The organism is Arthrobacter stackebrandtii (assembly GCF_017876675.1).
GTDB classification, from domain to species: domain Bacteria; phylum Actinomycetota; class Actinomycetes; order Actinomycetales; family Micrococcaceae; genus Specibacter; species Specibacter stackebrandtii.
In genome coordinates, this window is the sequence record NZ_JAGIOI010000001.1 from 1,489,083 (window position 1) to 1,507,026 (window position 17,944).

Below are 17,944 nucleotides of genomic sequence, written 5' to 3' on the forward strand. Positions count from 1 at the left end.
GGGAAATGGTCCGCCGCCACAACTGTGACACGTTGGTGACACTGGCCGGAAGCAGCCCGGACATTCCCTTCCTAGCTTTGAATCATGCAAACATTCACCCAACGATTCATGGTCCTGCTGACCGCCGCGCTGCTGGCCCTGACCACCGCCGTCACCGGCTGTGCGGCACTGGACCTCAGCCGGCCGGCTGCGCCGCCAACAACGGCCTTGGAGGTGGAGTGGCCCTCCGCAGACAGCAGCCTGGTCCTGCTGTCCGGCGGAACGCCCGAGGTAAACCATCCCGACGGCAAGCCCCGCCCCACGGCCAGCACGGCGAAGCTGATCACCACGTTGACGGTGCTGGCGAAGCATCCGCTCGCGGCCGGGCAGCAGGGGCCGTCCCTGGCCCTGGATGCAGGGGATGTGGAGCGCTACGAACGCACCGTCGCGGAAGGCGGAAGCTCCCTGCTGGTCCACGACGGGATGGTCATGACCCAGTACGCCATGCTTGAGGCGATGCTGCTGCCGTCGGCCAACAATGTGGCGGATTCCATGGCGCTGTGGGCCTTTGGCTCCATGGAGGCGTACCGTGCAGCGGCCACCGAACTGGTGCGGTCGCTGGGCATGGACTCCACCACCATTGGCAGCGATGCCAGCGGCTTCTCACCCACCACCACCAGCACGGCCGGCGACCTGGCACTGCTGGCCCGAGCCGCCATGGGCGAACCCGTCATTGCTGAAATCGCAGCTCAGGCATCAGCAGTGATTCCCGGATACGGCCCGGTGCACAACACGAACACCCTGCTGGGAACCTCCGGGATCGTGGGGCTGAAGACGGGAACCAGTCCGCAGGCCGGCGGCGTGTTCATGTTCGCCGCCCAGGTTTCGCTCAAGGGTGTGCCGACCATGGTGGTAGGCGCTGTCATGGGGGCTGGAAAGTCCTCCACCACGGCCATGGAAGCGGCCCGGCGGCTGCTGGACTCCGTCGGCGGGTCCGTCGCACCCGTGGGGCAGCACCAGTGACGGAGCGGTCAGGGGCATTGGCTGTCACCGTGTTCCTTGGCACCGCCGCCGTCCTTGCCGGCGCCATTGCGGCCGTTGCCGGAATCGGCCTGAACTCGGCAGCCTCGAAGATCCTCCCCGCTCCGCCTCCCGCCTGTCCCACCGCGGGCATCGAAGCGGCACCCTTGGCTGGATTGTCGGTCAAGATTCACAATGCCGCACACGTGGAAGGGCTGGCGGCCGGCATGGCCACGCGGCTCAAGGCCCACGGCATCACCGTGGAGTCGGTGGGCAACAGGGATGCTCCCGAGCTGGCTGCGTCCGGGGCCGATGTCGTCATCACTGCCCCCTCCGGGAATCTCGCCCCGGCCATGGCCCTCCAGGGCTTGTTTCCCCGGTCTGTGTTTCTGCTGGAAGACGGCGAAGCCGGCACCAGCCTCTACCTCACATCCGAGAAGCCTGCCATGGCGGACGCACCGGTGGGCGGAATGGGCACGCTGCGCTGCTCGGTCGGCACTCCAGCACCGACGCCCTGAGCACCGGCACGGAGCGCGGAGGCGCCGCAGAGTGGGCGCCGCGGGCGATGGACCCGACCGGAAGCGGAAAGACCCCTACCTGGCCGAATATCCCCGGATTCCCGGCACCTCAAAGCGTGATCGCTGCGGTACTTGCACTAAATCCAAGAACAGCAAAATCCCCGCACGTCGCGGCAGCTCAAGTGCTGCCGGTCGTGCGGGGTTGCTGCGTTTGGTGCTCGAGTGGGAACTACCTAGCCGATTCGGCGGGAGTCCACATCGTCGTCGTCCTCAAACTGATCCGCATACTTGTCTTCGTACGCCGAATAGTCCGGCTCAGCCGGTACATCGCTGTGATGGCTCGAAGTTCGCCGAGATGCTCCACCGAGCTCTCGCTGCAGAGCGGAATAATCAGTGTTCGGGGAGTAGTACTTGATGTCCCGAGCCTGCTTGGTTGCCTTCGCCTTTTGACGGCCGCGCCCCATGGCGTGACCCCCTTTTACACTTGGACCGGAGGTGGTCGCTCGGGCTAAGAGCGAGGCTCCGGAATATTCGGTCAATTTGTCGTACTCCTAGATTACATTAGTTCTGCCGCGATCGTGTCCCCTTTGTGCCGTTCTGCCCTCAGCCAAACGCGGGGAAAGGGCGGCGGGACGCGCGTTATTCGGTAGAGTCACGTATATGGCGAGCATTTCGGCGCTCGAAACGCGTGCCACAGGATGCCGCAAAGTGTCACTAAACACCCTCAGAACCCCATCAAACGCATTGGATCTTGCGCTTAAGGCAGTGCATCACGGAAGGTTGGTCCCATGAACGAGAGCAGCAAAGCCAACGATCATGGCATCCCCGAAGAGCCCGCCGAGGCCACCGTCCCCGATCCCGTGGAGCCGGAAATCAGCACCCCCAGCCTTGGCGAAGCCGAGATCAGCGAGGATGTGGCCGAGTCGGTGGACCTGAAATCCGCAGAAGCGGAGGCCGCAGCGGTTGAGCATGAGGCGGAAATGGCCGCCCTGGCGGTGTCGTCAGATGCGGAGACGTTCGACGGCGGGGCTGCCGCGACTGCCGCCGCCGAGGCCGCGGAGGCTGCCGCTTCCGGCACCCCGATCGAGGTCAGTGAAAGTGCGGACGTTGCGGCGGGACCTGGCACAGATGCGAGCGTCCCGGCACCAGCACCAGCACCTGATGAAACCAGGGCTGAGGCACCGGCTGGTGATGCCCAGGACAGCGGGACCCCGGCCGCGCCGGCAACAGCGGCAGGCGGGGAATCCGCCGTCGGACCTGAAGGTGAAGCATCAGCATCGATACCTCCGACCGGGCCCGTGCACATTGGTCCCGGCATCGACGACGGCCACGGCTGGCGCCGTCCCGAGGCCCGCTGGGAGCAGTCAGGCACTCCGTGGACACCCAAGGGCGACCAGTGGCAGTCGCCTTCGCAGATTTCCCGCAACGCGGCCGATGCCGCAGAGGCGGCTGCAGCGGCCGGTGGCGGCGTTGAGGGCCCCGCGGTTCCGGCAGCCGACACCCCGGAGCCCGTGGTTTATCCGGCCGGCACGGTTCCGCCCGGTTCCGCCGACGGCCGTGGCACCGCAGCGTCCGGGCCAGACGCGGATGGCGCTCCCGTCGTTGAAACCAACTCGAGGAAGCTGCTGACAGTGGCCGCAATCGTCATTGTTGGGCTGGGTTTGCTGATCGCCTTCATCATGCTGCTCGTGGGCCTGTTCAACGGCGGCGACAACGCTGCATCCACAGGCGCGGCCGCGGCCAGCATCCAGCAAAGTGCCACGGTGTCGGCCCAGGCCAGTGCGTCCGTGACAGCATCGACGGCAGCCACTCCGGCCGCCACCGCCGCCTCGGCGGCAGCGTCAGCCAAGCCAACTGCGACGCCCAGCGCCACGGCTGCGGGCAACACTGCCCTGATCGTTGCGAATGTGTCGCCGCTGGACTGGATGGCAGGCGACTGCCTGAAGGACTTCAAGGACACCTCCACCGCCGCCGACGTGGTCCGGTGCAGCACGCCGCACAACGCCCAGCTCGTGGCCACTTTCTACTACGGCGTTGACGAGGCCTTCCCTGGCGTGGCCGAGCTCAAGGCCAAGGCCGCCCAAGTGTGCAAGGGCGTGCAGTACACCTCGGAAGCAGCGGCACTGACCACCCTGAAGCAGACCACGGCCTACCCGACGGAGACAACGTGGACCGAGAAGGATGACCGCCGGGTCGACTGCATGGTGCATGACTCTCGTGGCGGAAACAAGCTGGACACCACGCTGACCCAGTAACCCGGGCGGCATCGCTTGTGCCGCACCTCCCGACGCAAAAAAGCTTGGACCCTGCAGTGCAGGGTCCAAGCTTTTTTGTGCACAGGCGTCCGGACTACTTTCGGCTGACAGTCAATCCGGCGCTGCCGGCCGAGTCCATGTCCAGCTCGTCGAAGTCGGCGGCCGCGTCCACCAGGACGGTGTCCCCGTCCATAATGGTCCCGGCCAGGATTTCCTTGGCGAGACGGTCGCCAATCTGGCGCTGGACGAGCCGGCGCAGCGGGCGGGCGCCGTAGGCGGGGTCGTAGCCGGTCAGGGCCAGCCACGCCTTGGCGGCATCGCTCACCTCCAGGGTCAGGCGGCGTTCGTACAGCCTCGAAGCCAGGGCCTGCACCTGCAGGTCAACAATCTTCGAGAGCTGCTCCACGCTCAACGCATCAAACATGACGATCTCGTCGAGGCGGTTCAGGAACTCCGGCTTGAACGAGGACTCCACGACGGACATGACGGCCGCGTGCTTTTGCTCCTCGTTCAGCGAGGGGTCCACTAGGAACTGCGAGCCGAGGTTGCTGGTCATCACGATGATGACGTTGCGGAAGTCGACAGTGCGTCCCTGCCCGTCGGTGAGCCGGCCGTCGTCGAACACCTGCAAAAGGATGTCAAAGACTTCCGGATGCGCCTTCTCCACCTCGTCGAGCAGCACCACGGAGTACGGACGACGGCGCACGGCCTCCGTCAGCTGCCCGCCCTCGTCGTAGCCCACGTATCCCGGAGGGGCTCCGACCAGCCGCGAGACCGAGTGCTTCTCCGAGTACTCGCTCATGTCGATGCGGATCATGGCGCGTTCGTCGTCGAAGAGGAAATCGGCCAACGACTTGGCCAGCTCCGTCTTGCCAACGCCCGTGGGTCCCAGGAACAGGAAGGAACCCGTGGGGCGGTCCGGGTCGCTGATGCCGGCCCTGGCGCGGCGGACGGCGTCGGAAACTGCCGTCACTGCGGAGGACTGGCCGATCAGGCGTGAACCCAGGACATGTTCCATCTGGAGCAGCTTCTGGCTTTCACCTTGCAGCATGCGCCCGGCGGGGATGCCGGTCCAGGCGGAGATGACCTCTGCGATGTCATCGGCAGTGACCTCCTCAGCCACCATCAACTCGGGCTTGTCGATGGATTCCTCCTCGGCGGCGGCCGCCTCCAGCTCGCGCTGCAGGGCGGGCATTTCACCGTAGAGGATCCGCGAGGCCTGCTCGAGGTCGCCGTCCCGCTGGGCCTTGTCGGCCACGGAGCGCAGCTCGTCCAGCTTCGCCTTCAATTCACCCACCCGGTTAAGTCCGGCCTTCTCGGCCTCCCAGCGCGCGTTGAGCCCGGCCAGCTCCTCCTTCTTGTCAGCCATGTCGGCGCGCAGCGCTTCCAGGCGTTCAATTGAGGCGGGATCGCTTTCCCCGCTCAGGGCCAGCTCCTCCATGGTCAGGCGGTCCACGGCGCGGCGCAGCTGGTCAATCTCCTCCGGTGCGGAGTCGATCTCCATGCGCAGCCGGGACGCGGCCTCGTCCATCAGGTCGATGGCCTTGTCCGGCAGCTGGCGGCCGCTGATGTAGCGGTTCGACAGGGTCGCGGCGGCAACCAGGGCGGAGTCCGCGATGGCCACCTTGTGGTGAGCCTCGTAGCGCTCCTTCAGCCCACGCAGAATGCCGATCGTGTCATCGACGCTGGGCTCGCCCACGAACACCTGCTGGAAGCGGCGCTCCAACGCCGGGTCCTTCTCAATGTTTTCGCGGTACTCATCCAGCGTGGTGGCACCGATCAGGCGCAGCTCGCCGCGGGCCAGCATGGGCTTGAGCATGTTGCCGGCGTCCATGGCACCCTCGGAGGCACCGGCGCCAACCACGGTGTGGATCTCGTCGATGAACGTGACGATCTGCCCGTCGGAGGCCTTGATTTCCTCCAGGACAGCCTTGAGCCGCTCCTCAAACTCGCCGCGGTACTTGGCCCCGGCCACCATGGCAGACAGGTCCAGGCTGATGAGGGTCTTGCCGCGCAGGGATTCCGGCACGTCGCCGGCCACCATGCGCTGGGCCAAGCCCTCGACGACGGCTGTCTTGCCCACGCCGGGCTCGCCGATGAGCACGGGGTTGTTCTTGGTGCGCCGGCTCAAGACCTGCACCACGCGGCGGATCTCCGCGTCGCGGCCGATCACGGGGTCAAGCTTGCCGGAGCGGGCAATGGCAGTCATGTCCACGCCGAACTTGGACAGGGCCTCGAAGGTGTTCTCCGGATCGGGCGTGGTGACCTTGCCGTCGCCGCGCACGCTCGGCAGCGCGGCATCGAGTGCGGCCCGGGTGGCACCTGCCTGGCGCAAGGCACTTCCTGTTGCTCCGGCGTCGTCCGACAGCCCCAACAGCAGGTGTTCAGTGGAAACGTAGCTGTCCCCCATGCGCTCGGCGGCCTGCTGTGCAGCCTGCACCGCGAGGAGGGTGTTGCGGCTGAGCTGGGCCTGGGCCACGGACGTGCCTGACGACGACGGGAGGTTGCGAATGGCCGTGCTGGCACCGACACTGACCTCATCCGGGTCGACGCCGGCGGCCTTCAAGAGGGCGACGGCCACGCCCTGGCGCTGGTCCATGAGGGCCTTGAGCAGGTGCGCGGGCTCCACGGTGGGGTTGCCGGCGGTGGAGGCGTTCATGGCGGCGGCGGAAAGAGCCTCCTGGCTCTTCGTGGTGAATTTGGCGTCCAAGAGAGATCCTTTCGTTGATGGGCGACTCACTATTCGTAAAGTTGAGTCTACTACGCTCAACTTCGAGTTGGGGGATCTTATTCCCGATATTTTTCCGTGGGCGAAATTGCTGTTGACATTGACGCAGCGTCAACCTTTAGAGTTTCTGACATGAGCACCAATGAGGCCCCGACCGACTGGTCGATCCAGGAAATTGCCGCACTTGCAGGAACCACCAGCCGGACATTGCGCCACTACGGAACGATCGGGCTGCTGCAGCCAAGCCGGATTGCCAGCAACGGGTACCGGCACTACAACCAGGGCGCACTGGTGAGGCTGCAGCGAATTCTGCTGCTGCGCGAACTCGGACTCGGACTGCCGGCCATCGCCGAGGTGCTGGCGCAGGAAGGTTCGGCGGCAGCGGCATTGCGCACCCACGTTGCATTGCTGCGGGGCGAACAGGAACGGCTGTCGCGGCTCATCGCGTCAGTTGAAAAGACCATTGCAGCAGAGGCTGCGGGAGAGGAAATCATGGCAAAGGACATGCTGGACGGTTTTAACCACACCGTTCACAAGGAAGAAGTGGAGCAGCGCTGGGGCAAGGAAGCCTATGCCCGCAGCGACGCATGGTGGAAGGGGAAGAAGCCTGCCGAACAGGCAGAGTGGAAGAACCTCGTTGCGGCGCTGAACGCGGACTGGATTGCCGCATTGGCCAGTGGCACCACGGCCGACTCCGCAGTGGCACAGAACCTGGCGCGGCGGCACGTTGAGTGGCTGGCATCGGTTCCGGGAACGCCAGCAGCAACTCCGGGCGGCGATATTCGCAGCTATGTGCTGGGGTTGGGCGAAATGTACGTTGCCGATGAGCGCTTTGCCGCGAACTACGGCGGCCTTGAGGGCGCCAAGTTCGTTCGCGACACCCTGCGCCTGTACGCGGAGCGGGAGCTGTAGAACCGCCCGAACCCGACAGGCCGGCCGCGTGCTTGGGCGCCAAAAAGTAAAGCAACCTTGACATTACCCTGGTGACAATGTCAAGGTTGCTTTACTTTATTGGAGCATCGGAGTTGAGCATGAAGAAACAAGTCATCAGCGTCCTCGCCATCGCACTTGCAGCGCTGGCCATCCTGCTGGGGTGGGCAAACGCCGTCGAACCGCCCCTGGACTTGGCGCCGCGCATCCTCGCCGGAACCGTCGTTTTTGCGACAGGGCCGACGGTCATGTTCCTGAAGAGGCGCCACCAGGCGCGGACGCTGGAGCAGACCGAGGGCAGCTTCGAGAAGGAGATGTCCACACGAGCCCAGTCGGCGGCCTACGTTGACACCCTGGTGATACTGGTGGCAGCCCTGGCGGCGGTGGTGATTTTCGCCGACTCAGCATTCGCTTCATTCTCCCTGCTGGCTGCCATCTCTCTTGCCATTGCCTCATTCTGGTTCCGCTACCACCGCGCACAACGCGCCCTTCTTGCGGAAGAACCTGCGTGAAGAACCAGATTGCCGAATCACGGAAGTCCGCCGGCTGGTCGCAGGAACAATTAGCCTCCGCCCTGGGGGTCTCGCGCCAGACGGTCATTGCCCTGGAACGCGGTAAGTACAACCCGAGCCTCCCACTGGCCTTCCGGCTGGCTCGGACTTTTGAGACCACCATCGAAGACCTGTTCATTTTCAGCGAGGAAAACCAGGACGAGTAGCTTTCGTCCCGGGTTTGGCTGGGCATGGCCGTCTTGTGTTGGTTCGATTCCATCGACGCTGTGGGGGTGATCCATCCGACGCGGCCGTCGGGGTTTGGTTGGGGTGTCCAGCCGCGCAGGGTGATGTGTTGGCGTTCGGGTTCGTTGATGGTGCGGCGTTGGCCGTTTTTGTTTTTGTCGTCTTTGAGGTGGCGCATGCGGTGGTGGGGTTTCGTAGGCGGGGGCGAGCCATGGCCAACTTCACCACCCAAAACCAGCACCAACTCGTTGCTGCCCAACCAAAAAGAACCGTACCAACTGTCCCAGATCCTTGACACACCTCACTCCGGACTGACCTTACGACGATTAGACTTGCAACAGATACTCCTAAAACACTGTCTCAAATCACCATACGGGCGCACTAATTGTCGCGATGTCATTATGCTGTATCAGCAGATCCAAGCTTGCCATCGTTGTAATAAACGCCTGATCTTCGGACATCGATTTGAGGAACGATAAGTGAACGCGCCGCACGCCATCAAGGACCTCTACAGGAACGGACAACGGCGGCACCTCCACGCCCAAGACGGCAGTCACATCTACTTCAAGTGCGGACATCGGATCGAGATCGAGCGCAGTACGGAAAACCGATACTGTCCCTGCTTTCAGCTGCAGGTCACCTACAGCTGATTCGTCCCTGAATGCCAGCGCCATAGAAACAACCGAGTCTCGCTTCACCTGGTGGGGCCTTGGCTCGAATCGGGCCGACGGCCCGGAGTAAGGGATCAGGCTCCAGACTTCACCGGTTTCTTGAGTAACAATCCCACGGCCACGGCTGTGAGCAGGCACAGGCCCGCATTCACCCAAATGGCTGTGGTGACGCCGCTGAGGACTGCATCGGCCTGGTTGTTTCCGATGGCCAGAATCTGGGCGGTGAAGATGGCGCTCATGATCGGGATACCCATCGTGATGCCGATCTGCTGGCTCATAGTGGCAAGGCCGGTAGCCAGGCCCTGCTCATCCTCAGGAAGACCGGAGGTGGCGGTGACCATGAAACCGACGATCACGACAAGGTTGGCAACTCCACCGAGGAATGTGGCAACCAGCACCAGGCCAATGGATGCCGGGTCCGTGCTGAGGAGTACGAGGGCCCCAGTGGCGATCGCCTGGACAATAAATCCGTAGACGATGGTCTTCTTGTTGCCGATCCGTCCGATGACCTTGGGTCCGAGGATGCCACCGAGTACGGTGCCGAGGCCCAGCACTGCGAAGGCCAGACCGGCACCAAGCGGGGTGTAGCCAAGGACCTGCTGCAAGTAAAGGGTCAGCAAGAACACCAGGGATGTTTCGGTGACGAAAGCAAGGATGCCGGCGATGTTGCCCCACGCGACCGTGGAGCGCTTCAAGATCTCCAGCGGCACCAGCGGTGAGGTTGCCCGTCGTTCGACGGCGACGAAGGCAACAAAGAGCACGACGGTTGCCGCCATGGAACCCAGAGTAAGGGGGTTGGTCCAGGAATGCTCGGCCGCGTTCGTCAAACCGAAGACAAGTGCCAGAAGGCCGAGGGTAACGGTAATGGCGCCCGGGACGTCCAGTTTCAACTTCGTGGTGGGCTTGCTCTCGGCAAGGACGACGGGGGCGATGATGAGCACTGCGATAGCTACGGGTACGTTGATGAAGAACGCCCACCGCCAGCTCAACAGGTCCGTCAGGAGTCCGCCGAGAATAGCGCCGGTCGTGAAGCCCGCGGCCATCAGTGACCCGTTTAGGCCGAGGGCCTTGTCGCGCAACGGGCCTTCCGGGAAGGACGCCAGCAGCAACGACAGTGCAGCAGGAACGACAATGGCCGTAGCAATGCCTTGGCCGACGCGGGCGATAAGCAACAAAGCCGGGTCCGACGCCAGGCCGCCGGCTAGCGACGCTGCCCCAAGCAGGGCCATGCCGATGATGAACATCTTGCGGCGCCCGGCAATGTCGGCGACACGTCCGAACAGCAACGTCAGTCCCGCGGCGCACAGTGCGAATGACGTCGCAATCCACTGGAGGTTCTCCAAGCTGAAGCCGACATCGGTGCCGATGGCTGGGAGAGCTACGTTGAGGATGGAGAAGTCCACGGCAAGCGTGAAGCTCGCCGCCAGCAGGACAATCAGTGCCAGTCGCTGCCGGCCCGTCATGCGTCCCACCGGCGCACTCGTTGGTATGGCTTCGATCGAGGGTGGGACGCCGGGTCCTGTGGTGACATCCGGTTGGGTGGTCATTACGGTGATCCTTCTCTGGAGGGTGTAGCCGCCCATGGCGGCATCTTCACAATCTCCACAGTCACGGAATTCCCGGGGATCAACCACACCCCCTCTTGCCTACCCCTGAGAGTAACAGGCGGAATGCTGCCTACCCTGCTTCGGTGCCGTTGTCTTATCACAAGTACATATCACAAGTACGTATATGTGTCTTGACGTTTAGCGTGTCACTGGCAGGGACAGGACATAGACGGAGAAGACCGGCAGAATGGGGCGCATGAGTAATCTAAGTGAACTTGGGGAGTTCCTTCGTGTCCGAAGAGCTGCCTTACAGCCAGAAGACGTCGGCCTTCTGAACTACGGCATCCGCCGGGTACCCGGCCTCCGCCGGGAAGAGCTTGCCATGCTTGCCGGAGTCAGCAACACCTACTACACCCGGCTGGAGCAGGGACAAAGCAACAACGCCTCCGAGGCGGTCATCGATGCCATCGCCCGAGCCCTGAACCTGAACACCGACGAACGCGCGCACCTGTTCAACCTGGCCCGGCCAGGCAGAACCAAACGGCGGACGCTGACTAAGCCCGATAAGGTACGGCCAGGCACGTTGCGGCTAATCCAGTCAATGTCCAACACACCCGCCGTCGTCTTGGGACGTCGCAGCGAAGTACTGGCCTGGAACCGGATTGGTCACCGACTCGTCGCTGGTCACTTGGACTTCACTGCCCCGGAAACGCCTACGACGCGGCCTAACATGACGCAGCTGCTATTCCTGGACCGTCACACGCGTGAGTTGTACACGCGATGGCTTGAGGAAGCCACACGCGCGGTGTCATCGCTACGGCTGGTAGCGGGCCGCTCCACCGATGACCCGGCACTCGCTGCGCTGGTCGGTGAACTGACCATGAACAGCGAAGAATTCGCGAACCTGTGGGCACGGCACCCGGTGGAGAACTGCATGTCGGGGCTGAAGTACATGCACCACCCGGAGGTAGGCGATTTGGTACTGAATTTCGAGGTCCTGACGCCGCCCGATGAATCAGGCCACCGGATCCTCATGTACACCGCTGATCCTGGGACACCCGCGATCGAAGCACTGCAGTTGCTCACTTCCAGCGACGCTGGTGTGGCCAGCGAAGCCCAACACCTCGCCGCCAAGTAGCCGAGGCGCTCCCCCGCCCCTTGCGGTCTCGGTGCTAGGAAGGGCTCCAGGGTCAAACTGCCCGCCGACCAACCAATTTGGGTCGGCGGGCAGTTTGTGTGTTCCCCTGTATCAGGACAGCTCGTCAGCCGATACATAGGAGGGACAGACAAGATCACTGCACACCAGGTGGCATGGCCCAAAGGACGTAGTGAAACCCCTGATGACGTGCGTCGTGCGGGGGCCGAACTGTCCAAAATCTTTGCCTCGATCGACGTGTTCTACGTTGACGGAGCCATCAAGCTGCGGGGTGTCGAAGAGCGTTCTTCGTTGGGAGGCGACGACAAAAAGACCGTTCCTTTCCCTCTCTCGCACGCCGTGTCGCGCCATCTCTTGGTCTCCATTGACCATTTCCATTCCCTGCGGGCATCCCTTCAACTCGCCAATGCGTTGAATACCTATGCCCCCTTCACCTTGCTGCGGGGCAGCCTCGAGGGCGCTACCAATGCCCTGTGGTTGCTGAAACCCGAACAACGCAATGAGCGGATCACCCGCCATGTACTGGCCTGCCTGGCCGAAGAACCCCCGGCGGAGCCTCGGGGTGATTCGATGGAATCGCTCATCGTGCAGTATGGACTCGACCGTTCCAGGGTTCTGGGCGGGATTCCTTCGTTTGGTTCCATCGCCATGACCGAAGACAAGGAGATATGGTGTAAGGGCGACAATATCGGCGAGCTAGGCTGGCGGATGTGAAGTGGACTGGCTCACGGGCGGGAATGGGCAACCTTGCATGTGCCGCATCGGCAGTTCTTGCGTGAAGTCGCTATGCGCGTCTCGGAGGTCCGGCTCATGACGGGAATGAGCGACATCGCTGTAATGGCGCAGCTCGCTTACACCATGTTGACGGAGGCGGTGGCTTTGTTTTCGACCGGTTCAAGCCCCCAATAATGACAGCGTAAAAAGAAGGCCCGATCGTGATGTGAACTGCTCCCCGCAAGTCAGAACTGAATTCTCAGTCCAACTTTCGGGGAGCAGTTCAATGGATCGGACCTTCTTTTACTTACTTCCTTAACTCACTGTAATGGTGGCCTGAGCCGGTTCTGGCTGAACTGGTTTGGGTCGGGGCCGGGCCCACCGGTCCATGACGGGCTTCTCCACCAAGGCGTACAGGGCCCATCCACCCAACAGCGTCGCCACGAAGAACCCAGCTACCACCAACCAGGCGACAGGTGTCGTGTACACCTCGTTGCCAAGCAGGATGCGGCCGTAGAAGATCACCACGCCCTGGCACAGGTAGAAGCCGAAGGAGATGTTCCCCAACCAGACCATGGGTTTGGATCCGAGGAAGCCAGTTCGCCCGGCAATGTCTCGGGTCGCCACGGTGCAGATGGTCGCCGCGACAGGGATGATGGTGGCCACGTTGAAGGAGTACACGAACGGGACAACCATCGCTGCGGCATATCCGGCGACGCACAGGACGAGGATGTGCCACAGCTTCAAAGGAACCCAGCGCCCGGACAGGACGATCCGGGCCAAGATAGAGCCAAGAATGAATTCGATCAGACGGGCGGGCGGAAAGATATACCCGAACCAGAACTGCGCCTCGGAGATCGGCGTCAGGGCCGAAACAGGTGTTGCGGGGATCAGGTAGGTGGTGACCAGTTGAACGGCGATCATCGCAGCGACCATGATCCACACCCAAGCCCAGAGCCGGGTGCCGGGAATCTTCCGGATGGGGACCATCAGCAGCGGGAACAGCATGTAGAAGAGCAGTTCGCTGTTCAGGGTCCATGACGGTGGGTTCACCGCTACGTAGACGGCGGCGTCAGGGATGAACGAGTTCACCAGGAATAGGTTGCTGATCCAGCCAAGCGGTGGGTTGATGGCGGCTGCGAACAGGATCATCGACAGCACCCACATGACCAAATGGTTGGGGAAGATCTTCAGTAGCCGGCGGCGCCAGAATTGTCGCTTCGGTTCGCCGGGTTTGGATGCCCAAGCCAGCAGGAAACCGCTCAGGACGAAGAAGAATGAGACACCGACGTACCCTGCCTTACTGACCAGCCATTCCAGGGTGGATCCGAGCTCCGCATCTGCAAACGGATTGATGGGGTCGTTGGGCGGGATGGGTGAGTTGGACAAGGTGATGTGGAAGAAAAACACCAGCAGCGCGGCGAAGAACCGCAGCCCGGTCAGGGAGGGCAATTTACTGAGGCGGGGACGGGCGGTGGTAGCTTCGGGGACTGGGGCGGTCATGAGGCACTGCCTGTCGGGAGTTCGATGCCGAGGCTGTGGGTGAAGTAGTTGGTTGGATCCCAGCTGGCCTTGGCGCGTTGGAGCCGGGGGTAGTTTCCCTTGAAATAGAGGGTCTGCCAGCCAACACCTGAGCTGTTGTGATCGGAGTTGGCTACATCGACGTCCGGGTAGTTGATGTAGCAGCCATCCAGTTGATCTCCGGGGACGGGGACGCCGCCGGTGTTTTTGAACATGCCTTCGTAGGTTTCCCGCTCCCAGCGAAGGTAGAAGTCGTCGTCGGCGGCTTCCGGCCAGAATGTTTGGAGGCAGAATTTGAAGGCCGACTGCCGTTGGGCGTTGGCTGTGGCATCCTGGGCGACGGCGTTGACCTGGCCGCCGAAGGAGAACAGGACCAGCATGGTGTTCGGGTTGGTGAAGTCGGGCCGGGTCATCTGGCGGTAGAGTACCGCGATCTGGTCATCGGTGAACTTCTGGTTCAGGTATGCCGATTTGTGGGCGCCGCGGCTGGTGGGGTTGGTGATGACCGGATTGTCGGTCCCCACCAGGCGGGTCGCTTGCAGCCATGGGATTTCCCGGGTCTTGAAAAACTCCGGCATAGCCGGGATTTCCCCGTTGGGCTTCTCCACGGGTTCGGCGGTGATGGCGACCCCGTCAAGGACGGCCGCCACATAGCGTTCCATGACGCCCTTGGCGTCCGGGGATGCTGCGTCTATCTGAGTGAACATTCCCAGACTTCCGTGGGCCTTGGAACTGACGTTGAACAGGCTGCTCAGATGCGATTCCGGGGTGCCAGGTTGGCGGTACTTTTCGTGCCATGCTCCGAAGTTGGTCATGAGGCGCCGGAACGATGTTTCGTCCAGTTGGTCCCAAGGGAGGGAGATGGCGCTCACCAGCACGGTGGAGGGGGCTTTGACGAGTTGTTCGGAAGGGTTCTTTCCTTGGGCGCCCGGGGACCGGAACCAGTATTTGGTGACGATGCCCCAGTTCCCGCCGCCCCCGCCGGTGTGCGCCCACCACAGGTCACCGAGCTCGCCTTTGTCGTCCCGTGTTGCTGTGACGGTGCGGACTCTACGGCGGGCGTCCACGGTCACAACTTCAACGGCGTAGAGGTGGTCCACGACCAGTCCGTGTGAGCGTGACAGCAGGCCGTAGCCGCCGCCGGCGATGTGGCCGCCGGCACCGACGCTGTAGCAGATACCTCCTGGAACTGTGACGCCCCAGTTCTTGTAGAGGGTTTCGTAGACGTTCATCAGTCGCGCGCCGGGCTCCACCGCGAAGGCGCCCATCTTTTTGTCGTAGTAGACCGCGTTCATCGGGGACACGTCGAGGATGACCTGGACGGATGGGTTGCAGACGAAATCAGCGAAGCAGTGCCCGCCGCTTCGTACAGAGACTTTCTTTCCGGTGCGCACCGCTTCTCGGACCGCGGCCTCGGCGTCCTTTGTGCTCGTGATGAGCCGGACGTAATCCGGGTTGGAGACGAAGCGCTGGTTGTTGCCCGTCATCAGGTCCATGTAACGGGAGTCCCCGGATTTGATGACGGAGCCGTCAGGGACAACGGCCGAACCGGAGGCCGCATGGGCTTCCGGGGCGTTGGCTGTCCCGATGGCGGCCAATGAAGCTGCCGCGAGAGTGCCTACTGAGCCAGCCATGAAAAACCTACGGCCGACACCGTTCTTTTCGGTGGTCGTCATGAGTTGGCTCCTTCACGTTGGACGGTGTTGTTCGGGTGCAGGGTGATTTCGGCTCGGGGAGCAACGAAGTAGTGCTGGACCGAGTAGGAAATGGTCGCGAAGTCTTCCACACCGCGGCCGGTAAAGTCCCCGGCGACAATCCGAGCGATGGACTCCCCGGAGACCTTCCATTTCAAGAACAAACCCTTGGCCAGGTCAACGGCCTTGTAGTAATATGCGCCTTGCCACGGTTCGGGACCTCGCAGTCCGATGAGAAATTCGTCGTCGCCGTCACCGTCGAAGTCACGGCACATGACGGTGTGGCCGGGCCCTTCGCCGTTCTCGTTTGGGTCCCCGTAAATATCGAGCAGGTGCCGGGTCCAGCCGGTAGCTTGGGTGTCTCCGCCGCTGCGAACATACACTGCCACGGTGTTGCCGTGGAAGGGTTCGATGGCAGCGACGTAGGCCAGCGGGTCTTCGCCCACCCGTCCGCCGTCGACGTCACCACTGCCTTTAAAGGTTGTTTTCTCGAACTGGCTTTCCTCGCCGTCGCCGATATGCTCCCACGCCCAAGCGAGGTTGTCCTGGTCGTAGTAGAGCCAGGTGATACCTTCATCGGAGGCCATGAGGATCGAATCCAACGGTGACCCGGGGATGAGTCCACCCTTTTTCGCGACGCCGTGGATCATGCGGAAGTCCGAATCACTGATGAGTTCCTTATCCCATTCGGCGCGGGGGTCATTGGTGGGGGTGAACAGCACCACGGGCAGGACTGCGTGGACGTCTTCGACGGCGACGATGGGGAATCCGATGATCTGGACTTTGTCGGTGCGGGTGAAATGGCCGACCCGCAGGCGGTGCATGCCGATGGCACGCCCTACGTAATGCCTTTTCCAGTTCTCGGTGGTTTCAGACGGGTTGCCGGGGTTTTCGAGCCAGTCGATCTTTCCGCCTTCAGGATCGGCGTGGTGGATGGTGCCGCCGGGACCGTACAGCTGGTAGCAGACGACCAGGTCGGTGGTCCCGTCACCGGTGATGTCACCGAAGTCCATGCCGACGGGTTCCTTGATTTTGTCGAGCACAAGCTTCTTTTCCCAAGTGGGGTTCTTGTACCAGTAGATTTCTCCAACTTTGAGGCCGTAGCCGACCAGGTCGGGTTTGCCGTCCCCGTCGATGTCAGCGGCTTCGAGCCAGTACCCATCGCGGAGGAAGTCCGTCACGGTTTCGGTGCCGAACACTGGTTCGGTGACATCCACCGATGGTGTGGTTTTGGGCAGTGCCGGGGAGGTCATGAGTAAGCCTTTCGTGTCAGTTCGGTTGCATGTGGTACCGTTTCCGGCGTGCCGGACGGCCCGGTGGGTTGGTTTCGACGCAGCAGCAGCGATGCCGTGCCCATGAGGGCGACAGCGGTGACGGCCAGGGCTGCGCCCACCCAGATGGGGGAGGCCAGGCCGAGCCCTGCTGCGATAGTGGTACCGCCGAGGTAGGCGCCGATGGCGTTGCCGAGGTTGAACGCGGAGATGTTGACGCCGGAGGCCAGCGTTGGGGCCTTGTGGGCGAACGACAGGACGCGTGTCTGCATTCCGGGCACTGCGGCGAACCCGACGGCGCCGAGGAGGAACAACGTCACGGCCGAGCCTGCGGGGCTGTGGACGGTGAGAGTGAACGCCGACAGCACAATGGTCAGGGCCGACAGCAGGACAAGCAAGGATTTATCTAGGTTCCCATCTGCGGTTTTTCCGCCGATGATGTTTCCGGTGAAGAGGCCGGCGCCGAAGATCACCAGCATCCATGCGACGGCGTCCGGCGGCAACCCGGCCAGTGATGTCAGCATGGGCGCGATATAGGTGAACGCGCCGAACATGGCTCCGAAGCCGAAGACTGTGACCAGGATGGACAGCCACACCTGACCGGATGTGAAAGCTCCGAGTTCCCGGCGGAGCTGGCCGGGGCCGCGTTCGGCTGCGTCCTTTGCCGGGACGTAGGCGATCAGCCCGGCCAAGGCGATGACCCCGACGATGGTGATGGCCCAGAACGTGGAACGCCAGCCCAATTGCTGGCCCAGGAATGTCCCCAACGGGACGCCGAGGACATTCGCGATGGTCAGCCCGGCGAACATGACCGAGATTGCCCTGGCCTTACGGTCTGAGGCAACCAGGTTCGAGGCCAGCACGGCACCGATTCCGAAGAATGCTCCGTGGCAGAGGGCGGCAACCACCCTGCCGAAAAACATGGTGGCGTAATCCCCTGAGACCGCCGAGAGAAGGTTTCCGACGATGAAGAGCACCATCAGCGCGCACAGGACTGTCTTGGGGCGGAGGGCCGCCGTCGCTGCAGTCACCACGACGCCACCGACGGCGACACTGAGCGCGTAGCCGGAAACCAGGTGCCCGGCAACTGGGATGCTGACAGCGAAGTCCGCGGCTACCTCCGGCAGCAGACCCAGGATGACAAACTCGGTCAGGCCGATGCCGAACCCTCCTACTGCGAGGGCAAGCAGGCCCAACGGCATC

16 protein-coding genes are annotated in these 17,944 nt (G+C 62.8%); 8 read left to right on the forward strand and 8 right to left on the reverse strand.

From position 1 onward, the window contains the following. The first annotated feature begins 84 nt into the window (after positions 1-84). Entirely contained in the window at positions 85-1,002 is a 918-nt protein-coding gene (locus tag JOF48_RS06160; RefSeq protein ID WP_209678474.1) for a D-alanyl-D-alanine carboxypeptidase family protein, read from the forward strand. Then, positions 999-1,517 (forward strand): LytR C-terminal domain-containing protein, encoded by a 519-nt coding sequence (locus JOF48_RS19570; protein ID WP_209678476.1) that lies wholly within the window; start codon positions 999-1,001, stop codon positions 1,515-1,517. The genes JOF48_RS06160 and JOF48_RS19570 overlap by 4 nt, the downstream gene beginning before the upstream one ends. Positions 1,518-1,750: 233 nt before the next feature. On the opposite strand, the gene JOF48_RS06170 is transcribed toward JOF48_RS19570, so the two are convergent. After that, on the reverse strand, positions 1,751-1,981 hold the full coding sequence (locus JOF48_RS06170) for a DUF3073 domain-containing protein (RefSeq protein ID WP_209678479.1): 231 nt from the start codon (positions 1,979-1,981) through the stop codon (positions 1,751-1,753). Positions 1,982-2,305: 324 nt separating this feature from the next. Here JOF48_RS06170 and JOF48_RS06175 point away from each other — a divergent pair, with 324 nt between their 5' ends. Further along, entirely contained in the window at positions 2,306-3,772 is a 1,467-nt protein-coding gene (locus JOF48_RS06175; protein WP_209678483.1) for a hypothetical protein, read from the forward strand. A gap of 94 nt (positions 3,773-3,866) precedes the next feature. Here the strand turns inward: JOF48_RS06175 and clpB are convergent, their stop codons facing one another. Then, positions 3,867-6,482 carry an ATP-dependent chaperone ClpB gene (gene clpB / locus JOF48_RS06180; RefSeq protein ID WP_209678487.1) on the reverse strand — a complete coding sequence of 872 codons (2,616 nt, stop codon included), beginning with the start codon at positions 6,480-6,482 and terminating at the stop codon, positions 3,867-3,869. Positions 6,483-6,632: 150 nt separating this feature from the next. On the opposite strand from clpB, the gene JOF48_RS06185 reads away from it, so the two are divergent. From JOF48_RS06185 to JOF48_RS06195, 3 genes are all read left to right on the forward strand, one after another. After that, positions 6,633-7,412 (forward strand): MerR family transcriptional regulator, encoded by a 780-nt coding sequence (locus tag JOF48_RS06185; protein ID WP_209678490.1) that lies wholly within the window; start codon positions 6,633-6,635, stop codon positions 7,410-7,412. Positions 7,413-7,531: 119 nt separating this feature from the next. After that, entirely contained in the window at positions 7,532-7,942 is a 411-nt protein-coding gene (locus JOF48_RS06190; RefSeq protein WP_209678493.1) for a hypothetical protein, read from the forward strand. Then, complete coding sequence (locus JOF48_RS06195) at positions 7,939-8,148, forward strand: helix-turn-helix transcriptional regulator (RefSeq protein WP_209678495.1); 210 nt, start codon at positions 7,939-7,941, stop codon at positions 8,146-8,148. The genes JOF48_RS06190 and JOF48_RS06195 overlap by 4 nt, the downstream gene beginning before the upstream one ends. A gap of 384 nt (positions 8,149-8,532) precedes the next feature. Here JOF48_RS06195 and JOF48_RS06200 read toward each other — a convergent pair whose 3' ends face one another. Together JOF48_RS06200 and JOF48_RS06205 are read right to left on the reverse strand one after the other, a co-directional pair. Continuing rightward, positions 8,533-8,865, reverse strand: coding sequence for a hypothetical protein (locus JOF48_RS06200; RefSeq protein WP_209678498.1), 333 nt, complete (start codon positions 8,863-8,865; stop codon positions 8,533-8,535). 47 nt (positions 8,866-8,912) lie between these two features. After that, a complete protein-coding gene (locus JOF48_RS06205; RefSeq protein WP_209684212.1) occupies positions 8,913-10,301 on the reverse strand; it encodes an MFS transporter in 1,389 nt (462 codons plus the stop codon). Positions 10,302-10,641: 340 nt separating this feature from the next. On the opposite strand from JOF48_RS06205, the gene JOF48_RS06210 reads away from it, so the two are divergent. Together JOF48_RS06210 and JOF48_RS06215 are read left to right on the forward strand one after the other, a co-directional pair. Then, positions 10,642-11,523, forward strand: a complete 882-nt coding sequence (locus JOF48_RS06210) for a helix-turn-helix transcriptional regulator (RefSeq protein ID WP_209678501.1) — start codon at positions 10,642-10,644, stop codon at positions 11,521-11,523. Positions 11,524-11,691: 168 nt separating this feature from the next. Continuing rightward, a complete protein-coding gene (locus JOF48_RS06215) occupies positions 11,692-12,255 on the forward strand; it encodes a hypothetical protein (RefSeq protein WP_209678504.1) in 564 nt (187 codons plus the stop codon). Positions 12,256-12,570: 315 nt separating this feature from the next. On the opposite strand, the gene JOF48_RS06220 is transcribed toward JOF48_RS06215, so the two are convergent. The 4 genes from JOF48_RS06220 to JOF48_RS06235 are packed head-to-tail and all read right to left on the reverse strand — an operon-like array spanning position 12,571 to position 17,943. Further along, the gene (locus tag JOF48_RS06220; RefSeq protein WP_209678506.1) at positions 12,571-13,758 is read right to left on the reverse strand and encodes an acyltransferase family protein; all 1,188 of its coding nucleotides are present in this window, start codon (positions 13,756-13,758) and stop codon (positions 12,571-12,573) included. Continuing rightward, positions 13,755-15,452: an FAD-binding oxidoreductase gene (locus tag JOF48_RS06225; RefSeq protein ID WP_209678508.1), complete on the reverse strand. Its 1,698-nt coding sequence runs from the start codon at positions 15,450-15,452 to the stop codon at positions 13,755-13,757. The genes JOF48_RS06220 and JOF48_RS06225 overlap by 4 nt, the downstream gene beginning before the upstream one ends. Then, positions 15,449-16,723, reverse strand: a complete 1,275-nt coding sequence (locus tag JOF48_RS06230; protein ID WP_209678510.1) for an FG-GAP repeat domain-containing protein — start codon at positions 16,721-16,723, stop codon at positions 15,449-15,451. Before JOF48_RS06230 ends, JOF48_RS06225 begins: the two co-directional genes overlap by 4 nt. Further along, complete coding sequence (locus JOF48_RS06235) at positions 16,720-17,943, reverse strand: MFS transporter (RefSeq protein ID WP_209684214.1); 1,224 nt, start codon at positions 17,941-17,943, stop codon at positions 16,720-16,722. The genes JOF48_RS06230 and JOF48_RS06235 overlap by 4 nt, the downstream gene beginning before the upstream one ends. Between the last annotated feature and the right edge of the window lies 1 nt (position 17,944).